At 40.3% G+C, this 9,848-nt stretch carries 7 protein-coding genes and 1 pseudogene; 4 read left to right on the plus strand and 4 right to left on the minus strand.

The window, feature by feature from the left end; translation table 11 throughout:
• Nucleotides 1-34: 34 nt before the first annotated feature.
• Nucleotides 35-3,181, minus strand: a complete 3,147-nt coding sequence (locus L6C30_RS05485) for a DNA translocase FtsK (RefSeq protein WP_026438248.1) — start codon at nt 3,179-3,181, stop codon at nt 35-37.
• 341 nt (nt 3,182-3,522) lie between these two features.
• Here L6C30_RS05485 and trxB point away from each other — a divergent pair, with 341 nt between their 5' ends.
• From trxB to L6C30_RS05505, 4 genes are all read left to right on the plus strand, one after another.
• Nucleotides 3,523-4,473: a thioredoxin-disulfide reductase gene (gene trxB, locus L6C30_RS05490; protein ID WP_136144706.1), complete on the plus strand. Its 951-nt coding sequence runs from the start codon at nt 3,523-3,525 to the stop codon at nt 4,471-4,473.
• 112 nt (nt 4,474-4,585) lie between these two features.
• Nucleotides 4,586-6,142 (plus strand): class I SAM-dependent methyltransferase, encoded by a 1,557-nt coding sequence (locus L6C30_RS05495; protein WP_019838274.1) that lies wholly within the window; start codon nt 4,586-4,588, stop codon nt 6,140-6,142.
• A gap of 87 nt (nt 6,143-6,229) precedes the next feature.
• The gene (aat, locus tag L6C30_RS05500; RefSeq protein WP_019838273.1) at nt 6,230-6,961 is read left to right on the plus strand and encodes a leucyl/phenylalanyl-tRNA--protein transferase; all 732 of its coding nucleotides are present in this window, start codon (nt 6,230-6,232) and stop codon (nt 6,959-6,961) included.
• A 24-nt stretch (nt 6,962-6,985) separates the two neighbouring features.
• On the plus strand, nt 6,986-7,801 hold the full coding sequence (locus tag L6C30_RS05505; protein ID WP_019838272.1) for an arginyltransferase: 816 nt from the start codon (nt 6,986-6,988) through the stop codon (nt 7,799-7,801).
• 39 nt (nt 7,802-7,840) lie between these two features.
• On the opposite strand, the gene rimI is transcribed toward L6C30_RS05505, so the two are convergent.
• The 3 genes and pseudogenes from rimI to L6C30_RS05520 form a co-directional block, all read right to left on the minus strand.
• Nucleotides 7,841-8,299, minus strand: a complete 459-nt coding sequence (gene rimI / locus L6C30_RS05510; protein WP_019838271.1) for a ribosomal protein S18-alanine N-acetyltransferase — start codon at nt 8,297-8,299, stop codon at nt 7,841-7,843.
• A gap of 105 nt (nt 8,300-8,404) precedes the next feature.
• Nucleotides 8,405-9,286: a metal-dependent hydrolase gene (locus L6C30_RS05515; protein WP_019838270.1), complete on the minus strand. Its 882-nt coding sequence runs from the start codon at nt 9,284-9,286 to the stop codon at nt 8,405-8,407.
• A 375-nt stretch (nt 9,287-9,661) separates the two neighbouring features.
• A pseudogene (locus L6C30_RS05520) lies at nt 9,662-9,848 on the minus strand (elongation factor Tu); the annotation flags it as partial.

Raw genomic sequence — 9,848 nt, forward strand, 5'->3', positions numbered from 1 at the left:
GTACTTGATTCAAGATCAAACAGAAAATGAAGCTTTACACTAAAATTTCACGTTTCCCATTTGCACCCTGCTCGCTCACAATACCTTGCTCTTGCATCTGATCAACAATACGCGCTGCACGGTTATAGCCCAAGCTGAATTTCCGCTGTAAAGATGAGGTCGATACTTTACGTGTTTCTAGCACAAACGCCACACACTGATCATATAGCACATCACGGTCTGGACTGCCCTCACCATCTTCAAAACCACGTGAAGACGGTTCTTCATCAAATGGTGTCAAGATTTCATCAACATAGTCAGGATCACCACGCTCACGCCATGCATCACAAATACGGTTGACTTCATCATCCGAAATAAATGCACCATGTACACGTTCTGGTTCAATTTTACCTGGCCCTAAAAACAGCATGTCACCATGACCGAGCAGATCTTCTGCGCCACCTGCATCCAAAATAGTTCGTGAGTCAATTTTTGAGTTTACACGTAAAGCCACACGAGTTGGAATGTTGGCTTTAATTAGACCAGTGATCACATCTACCGATGGACGCTGAGTTGCCAAAAGTAAGTGAATCCCTGCTGCACGTGATTTTTGTGCTAAACGGGTAATCATTTCTTCCGCTTTCTTTCCTACTTGCATAATCATGTCGGCAAACTCATCTGCCACAATGACAATAGATGGCAATGGCGTTAAGCGCGGTGCACGTTCCTGCGTTGCAGAATCGCCAGGTTTCCAAGTTGGATCAATTAAATCTTCACCATTGGCAATAGATTCTTCAACCTTACGGTTATAGTCGCTTAATTTACGAATTTTCAAGAAAGACATCAACTTATAGCGACGTTCCATTTCATTGACACACCAATTTAAAGCACTGACCGCATCTTTCATGTCAGTCACCACAGGCGTCAACAAATGTGGAATGTCGTTATAGTTAGCAAGCTCCAATTGTTTCGGGTCAATCAAAATTAAGCGCAATTGATCAGGCTTATATTTCAGCAACATCGACAAAATCATCGAGTTCACTGCCACCGATTTACCTGAACCCGTCGTCCCTGCTACGAGCATGTGCGGTGCTTTACCCAATTCAGTGATCACAGGGTTGCCTGAAATATCTTTCCCCATCGCCATAGATAAAATGCCGTTTGGATCTTCAAAAGCAGGCGTTTGTAATAACTCAATTAAACGTACCATTTCACGTGAACTGTTCGGTACCTCAATACCAATATACGGCTTGCCTGGAATCACTTCGACCACACGTACCGATGCCATTGACATTGAACGCGCTAAGTCACGGGAAATATTGGTCACTTTCGACGCTTTGACCCCGGGTGCCAAATCCAGCTCAAAACGGGTCACAACAGGGCCAGGCTGTGCTTCAACCACTTTGGCTTTGACATTAAATTCCTGTAATTTAATTTCCAGCAATTCCGACAAGCGCGATAATTGTTCTGCAGTGAAGTTCACTTTTTTGTTTGGATCGACTTTATCGAGCAAATCCAAACCTGGAAGCGGAGAAAGATCACGACGTTTTTCTGCAACCTGCATGGCGCGTGACATCGGGCGACCATGTGCATCGGTTAGCGGCGCATCAAAGTCATCTTCATCTTGCGGCTTGCCTGCGGTTTCCTGCCATGCTTCGATAAATGCTTCTTTGGATAATGCTGCTTTTTCTGCATGTTCAGCCTGTGTAGCTGTCCCTGCACTTGCCATCACTGCGGCAGTAGCTGCCGTCTGAATAGGTGCCTGAACAAAAGCAGAACTTTGTGCATAGCTACTGGTATTACGCGCTACAGGCACTTGATCTGGAAATGCATCTTGCTGTAACTCATCATCCACCAACAAGTCATCTAAGCTGTCTAAATCATGCTGTAAATGACGTTCTTGGCGTACAGCCTGATTTTGCGTATTCGAGGCATTTGAAGATGGCGGATTAAAATCTGACTCAAATCTGCTGAGTTCATCGTTAAAATCGTGAATTGCAGGATTCGAGTGCGGACGCACTGTTTTTTGCTGGGTCGCGGGCTCATCTAAAGCATCCATTCCACTATTTTGGAATGGGCTGTGTAAATCACTTGCAGCTTTGCCTTGCGGAACTGCTGCGAGCAATTCATCAAAAATTTGGTCATCATCCCAATCCAACGATGACTTTATAGTGGCTTGAGATGATGCAGTTCCAGAACGCACGTCATCAAAAGGATTAGATTGTAGATGCGGCTCAGGTTCTTCTGAAGCACGCAATAAAGCATGAATGTCTTGGTTATGCTGACTGTCGGTATTATCTTGTAAAGCGCGCCACACTTCGCCTGTCGCAACAATACGCTGGCTGTCTTGTTCTAAGCGATGCACCTTTTCGATGGTTTTCTCTAATTCAACATCATCAATTTCATCTTGCACCAATACTTGTTGCTGCACCTGCTGTTCTTCTTCTTCGCGTTGCTGCATGTGATTAAACATACGCTCTGCTGCAGGATGTGGCGTAGTTACTTCAGATTGTTTCACCTGTGCAACCACGTGTTCACTCGCTTCTAAATCGGTTGATGCCACTTCAGCAGCAACAACGGTCTTTTTCACCTGTGGTGCGGAACGGTCAAAGTCCGATTCTGCTTCAGGCACATTGCTATAGAACAAATCTTGCAGATAAGCAGGTGTAGCTTTAAAAGTTGCCAAGGTTCTGTTCCACTTCACGCCAAATGCAAGGGTAAACAAGAAAATCCAAAAGACGACTAAAAAGAGTGTTGCACCATAAATGGTTAAAATTTGCGATAAACTTTTCCCAAGTTCAAAACCAATGATGCCACCTGAGGCGTTGTCTAACGTATCGGCAGGCACTTGCCAAAATAAATACAGTAAACTTGCAGTGGCCAATAAAATGAAGAATTGTGCAGCATAACGAAATGGACGGTTTAAAAAACTACGCGGCCACCAGACTTGTAAGGCTTCAATAAAAAAATAAGCAGGAAGAAGCAGACTCGCCCAACCTAAAAAGCCAAACAATAAATCAGCAATCCACGCACCTGCGATTCCACTCGCATTTGAAATCTGTTGGGTGTCACTGGAAATATGCATCCAACCTGGGTCAAATGGAGTATAGGTCACTGTTGCAAGGAACAGATATATTCCAAAAGAGACCAAAAATAATGTCGCTATTAAGCGCTGTGCATAAGCACCCGACACCGCAGTCATATATTGTCCTGTCGCCAATTCTTCATCAATGTTTTTTGTTTGTTCGATGGTCTTAAAAAGCCACCTGATTCGGAGCATCTGTATTTCATTTAGCTGTGTCATTTAAGTTGCATTTCACCATGCAAGCTTCACCACACAGCAAGCTATAAATTATAACAGACCTTCTATTATGCATGTGTTGCCTAGAAAAAGATGCAAGATTATTGAAGTGTGTTGTTAACTTTTTCTATATAGCTCAAATCGATTTACATGATCAGTAATATCAACTTTAATCACACAGCAAACTCATCCTGTTTCACGTATAATTCCATAAATTTCTAAATAAAAAAAGGATGCTGTGCATGAGCGCTCGTCACTCACGTTTAATTATTTTAGGTTCAGGCCCTGCAGGTTATAGTGCCGCAGTCTATGCCGCACGTGCCAACTTAAAACCAACCTTAATTGCAGGCTTACAATTGGGCGGTCAGCTCACCACGACCACAGAAGTTGATAACTGGCCAGGCGATCCTGAAGGTTTAACAGGCCCAGCGTTAATGGAACGTATGCAAGCTCATGCGGAACGCTTTGGCACAGAAATCGTGTATGACCATATCAATGAAGTAAACCTGAATGTGCGCCCATTTGTACTCAAAGGCGATATGGAAGAATTTACCTGTGATGCTTTAATCATTTGCACAGGTGCGACTGCACAATATTTAGGTCTTGAGTCTGAGGCTGCCTTTATGGGTCAAGGTGTAAGTGCTTGTGCGACTTGTGATGGATTCTTCTATAAAAGCCAAAATGTAATGGTTGTCGGTGGTGGTAACACCGCTGTTGAAGAAGCACTTTACCTATCTAACATTGCTGCGCATGTAACATTAGTTCACCGTCGTGACAGCTTACGTTCTGAGAAGATTTTGCAAGATCATCTTTTTGCTAAAGAAAAAGAAGGCAAAATCAGTATCATTTGGAACCATCAAGTTGATGAAGTGCTCGGTGATAAAACTGGTGTAACGTCAGTTCGTATTAAATCGACTCAAGATTCAAGCACTCAAGATATTCCAGTTCAAGGTTTATTTGTTGCGATTGGACATAAGCCAAATACAGGTATGTTTGAAGGTCAACTTAACTTGAGAGATGGATACATTCAAGTGCATAGTGGCACGGCAGGTAATGCAACAGCGGCTTCAGTTGAAGGTGTTTTTGCTGCTGGTGACGTAGCAGATAGTATCTATCGCCAAGCAATCACTTCAGCAGGTTCAGGCTGTATGGCTGCATTAGATGCAGAAAAATATTTAGACAACTCGAACTAAGTAACAATTTAAGAAAAAACCACCATTTTTTTGGTGGTTTTTTTTACAAATCATTCATACAATCAAAAACATGAAGACTTTTTAAACAAAAATTGATGAGTGGATTACATAAATGACAACGACATGGACTAACGGCTATCAAACTGAAGTTAATTACACCTATGGTTACTATCGAGATTTGAGTCCAAATTTTCAAAAGTTTTGCTTACTACTAAACGGTATTGAAAGTCCTGATTTTCAAGAAACCCATAATCATTGCGAACTCGGTTTTGGACAAGGTGTCAGCATAAATATCCATGCGACATGTAATGAAGCAAAATTTTATGGTACGGACTTTAACCCTGCTCATGCTGCCCATGCCAATCAATTAGCAGAACAAAGCCATGTTGAACATTTTTTCTATGATGATAGTTTTGAAGAGTTGCTAAATCGTCAAGATTTACCGATGTTTGACTCGATCAGCTTACATGGTATTTGGAGTTGGATTAGTTATGAAAATCAACATATTATTCTAAAGTTCATTCGCAAATTTTTGAAACCAAATGGCATCGTGTATATCAGTTATAACTGTGTAACGGGTTGGGCTGCAAATATGCCAATTCGTGAACTATTTCATAGTCATTTTAAGTTTAATAGCAAAAGCACCAATCCAATTCAGAAAGTGAATGAAGCACTCAATTTTAGTGATGAATTACTGAAAAAAAATCCAGTTTTTGCTCAACGCAATCCAAATGCTTTACAAAAGGTTGCGGATTTAAAACAACAGAATCCAAATTACTTAATTCATGAGTATTTAAATCAAGATTGGCAATGTTTTTCATTTCAACAAATCGTTCGTATACTTGATGAAATCAAATTGTCTTACGCTGGTTCTACTGATCTTGGTACCCATTTAGACAATATTAATTTCTCTGATGAACATCAGCAATTTTTAAATGCGATTGAGCATCCAATCTTTAAAGAACAGTGTCGAGACTATTTCGCAAACACGCAATTTAGACGTGACCTATTTATTCGCGGAAAAAATAATTTAACACCGCTACAAGTCCAAGAAAAATTACGTAACACTGCTTTCGTGCTGCTTACAGCTAAAGAGCAACTACCAACGAGTATTAATGGACTATTAGGCACATTCAATTTAATTGAAGAAATATATCAACCTATAGGTAATCTCTTTGCTGAATGTAATTACCAGCCACTTACAATTGCTGAGCTTGAACCTAGTTTTCCAGAATTAAATTATGCAAAGATTCTAAATGCATTAGTGATTTTGTGTCATCTAGGCTTGGCTCAACCTTGTCAGAACCTTCAACCAAGCGAAAAAACAATTTTGCATTGCCAAAATTTAAATCATTACATTTTAAAACAAGCCAGTTTTCATCAAAACTATAGTGTGTTAATCAGTCCAATTACTGGAATTGGTATTGCTACAGAACATTTTCATCAATTATTTTATCGAGCACATTTTATTGATGGCTTAGAGACTGCGAGTGATTTTGCACATTATGTCCAAGAGGTGATTGGTCAGCTTGGATGGCTTGTTTTAGACAAAGATGGAACTACTGTCTCTGATCAAACCAAAAGTCTTGAAATTATTCAAACCAAAGCACAATTGTTTATTGACAGTAAAAAAATACAAATCGCTAAACAACTTCGATTATTTAACTAACCTATTACTTGAGTGGCAATCTTCAATGATTGCCATTCAATTTCAGTTACGTTAGTTTAGAATTATTCATATTTACTTACTTCAATCATGCAACAACTTCCCCCATCTGAGTTTATCTTTCCAAACCCCATTGAAGCTGACCCTGAAGGTCAAGGCCTCATCTGTATTGGTGCCGACCTCTCCCCTACTACATTGTTTGAAGCCTATACACATGGTTTATTTCCTTGGTTTAATGAAGATGAACCCATTTGTTGGTGGAGTCCAGAACCTCGTTGCATCATCGAGCCACATGCGTATAAACCAAGTAAATCACTCCTTCGCAATATGAAGAAGCATGATTATCAAATTACGATTAATCATGCTTTCGAAGATGTCATTCGTTCCTGCTCACTGCCACGAAGTTATGCAGACGAAACATGGATCAGTGAAGATATCATTCAAGGTTATTGTGCATTGTTTAACGCAGGTTACGCCTATAGCGTTGAAGTTTGGGAGCAAGATCTTTTGGTCGGTGGTTTATATGGGGTCAGCATTGGCAAGGGCTGTTTTGGTGAGTCCATGTTTAGCCATCGCACTGATGTATCTAAAATGGCATTTTATAGTTTGATGCTGCTCGGACAAGAACAACAATTGCCTTGGATTGACTGTCAATTGGTCAATGATCATTTAATTAGTCTGGGCGCATGTACACTTTCTCGCCAAGACTACCTTAAATCGTTACAAGATGTTGTAAAACAGCCCGCCATCAATTGGAAAAAATATCAGGACAGTGTATTTTCAAGTAAAACAATAGCGCAATATGCGCGCCTACTTGAATGACAATAACAGAGAGGGATCTTGACAATGAATTCATATCACCCAAAATCCCTGCTAAATGATTTGCAGTATTACATTACTCCGCCGCACGATTGCAGCTACTTACCTGAAAAATCTGCGCGAATGGTTTTTTTAGACCCTGCACATAAAATTGATGTGCTAACCTTGTCTGAACTTTCTCGGGTCGGTTTTCGTCGCAGTGGCGATTTTGTCTATCGTCCTGAATGTCATTTATGCCGTCAATGCCTTTCTTCGCGTATTCCTGTCGCTGAATTTAAAATGAATAGCACCCAAAAGAAAGCTTGGAAACGCAATCACGATTTACAGATCAAAATTACAAAGCCACAAGATGCTGGCGATTTGCATTATGCACTGTATGAACGCTATATCAATGAACGACATGCCGATGGCGATATGTTCCCTGCCAGTCGTGACCAATTTGAAAAATTCCTCATCCACAGCTGTACCAGCAGCTTCTTTTTAGAAATTTGGCACGCAGATCGCTTAATTGCAGTATCGACCTGTGATTATTTAGATGATGGTATTTCTGCGGTCTATACCTTTTTTGATCCAGACGAAAGTCGTCGCTCACTCGGAACATTTGCAGTATTAAAACAAATTGAACAGGCACAGCTTTTGGCACTGCAATATGTTTACTTGGGCTATTGGGTGCCTCATTCCAACAAAATGAACTACAAATCGCAATATGTGCCCCTTGAGCTACTGCTTGATGGTCAATGGCGACGCATTAACCGCAGCCTAAATAACGATGAGGTGCAGCAGTTGGGAAACTCCTTAATGACCACGCTGCCCTTAGGTTGGAATAACTCCATCATCAAATAAACCGAATTCGCACAAGACCAGTTTTTACCTTCATCAGATTTACTTAAACAAACTGGCAAAATCATCACTACAAGATTTCACCATAATAATGGCATGCTCGCGTGTCCCATCCGTTTTAGGATAATAATTTTTACGTAAATCAATTTGATGAAAACCTGACTTTTCGTACAGGGCTATCGCGGCTAAATTACTTTCACGCACTTCTAAAAAAATCTGCACAGGTTGGTTCTTCAATCCCGCAATAGAATGATCTAGCAGTTGATAACCTAAACCTTTGCCTTGCTGGCTTGGGTGTACCGCCATCAACAACAAATTTGCTTCATCCAACACAGGTTGTAAAATACAAAAACCCACCACTTTCCCTGCGTGTTCAATCACGGTACTGTGGTAACTGTCCACCGCTTCGGCAAATTGTTTGGTACTCCACGGATGACTTTGTACCAAATTTTCAATCGCAACCACATCAGCGACATCATGGGTCTGCATTAAACGAATCATAAGAATGATCTTGTGCTGTTCTAAGATGTAGGCATTATAGATTTCACTACAAAAAAATCGAGCAAAAAAAAAGGCAACTTACGTTGCCAGACCAAAGGGAAAAGTTTAAAAGCCTAATTTAGCTTTCCAAGTATTTAATAAAGTTGTGGTGTCAAAATCGTTAGGATGAAAATTCGGCTTGAAATAGAACAACATTTCTTTGCCCATGCCGGTAATAATCCCTTTTGATGGGCTATAAGCATAACGATAAATCATACGTAAATTTTTTAGATTCAATTGCTTGTCTTGTTTTAACAAACGCAATAGAAAATAGTTTTGAACTAAAAACAAAGTCAGCATCGAGATAATCAAAGAACTTGTCCGGAGTGCATAGGCTTTCACACCTTTGCCAAACACACCTTCAAACACATCATAAGCCACAGCTTTATGCTCATTTTCTTCAATGGCATGCCACAACCACATAGCTTTCATGGTGTCATCAGTCATTAATTCTTGAATATGTGAATTGGTCAATAATTGTGAAGCAATCGTTGCTGTGAAATGTTCTAGCGCAGTAGTTGAAGTTAAATCTACCATTTCCTGCGTAATACCAATCGGTTTAGCTAACTTTGCTATAAATTTTCGACTGGTTTGAATCACGATATCTGTATAACGATCTAAAGTATCTACATCATGTCCAAATTTCTGTGCAGCGGCATTAAAACTAACATGCTCATGCGTGTGCATGGCTTCTTGTCCAATAAATGCACTAATTTCTTTCTGTAAATCTGCATTGTCTTTCAGCATTGGGTGATAACGCAGCGCACGTACACTATCTATAAAAAACTTCTCACCTGCAGGGAATAATGCAGATAAAGCAGTCATAAAATGAGTTAAGCCTGCATTACCACTCATCCAATATTCAGGTACAGCATCAAAGTTGAAATTCATACGACGGACAGGAAAACTCGCACCAGCACGTTCACTTACACTCAACTTAGCATTCATGTTACTTACTCCTGAGGATACATCCATGACGTTACTCACGCTGTAACCCACTTTTTTTTATTTATCGGTATGATTTCATATTACGGTTTTCTGTGCGTTATTTAACTGCACTTAAGGACAGCCAATTGTCAGTTCAGGACATGAGCAACAAAAAATAAAGATAAGTGAAATTATTTTTTTATTTACGAGAAAAAATAAGCTATTAACACCATAGCAAAAGAAGGCAATAAAATATTTTGTAGATTGATTCAAGGTTCAAAGAGCGTTATTTCAACCATCAATACAGCAAGCTTTCATCCATCTGGAAACTAGCACGCAAAATACAGCCATAAAAAAAGCGCCCCAAACGGAGCGCTTTTTCACACTATAAAGTGATTATGCTGTTACTTTAGCAACAACACCCGCACCTACAGTACGACCACCTTCACGGATCGCGAAGCGTAAACCAGCGTCCATTGCGATTGGGTGGATTAATTCTACTGACATTTCAACGTTGTCACCTGGCATTACCATTTCAACGCCTTCTTTCAACTGGATTGCACCAGTTACGTCAGTTGTACGG

Source organism: Acinetobacter sp. KAM396, assembly GCF_021602765.1.
GTDB lineage: Bacteria > Pseudomonadota > Gammaproteobacteria > Pseudomonadales > Moraxellaceae > Acinetobacter > Acinetobacter towneri_A.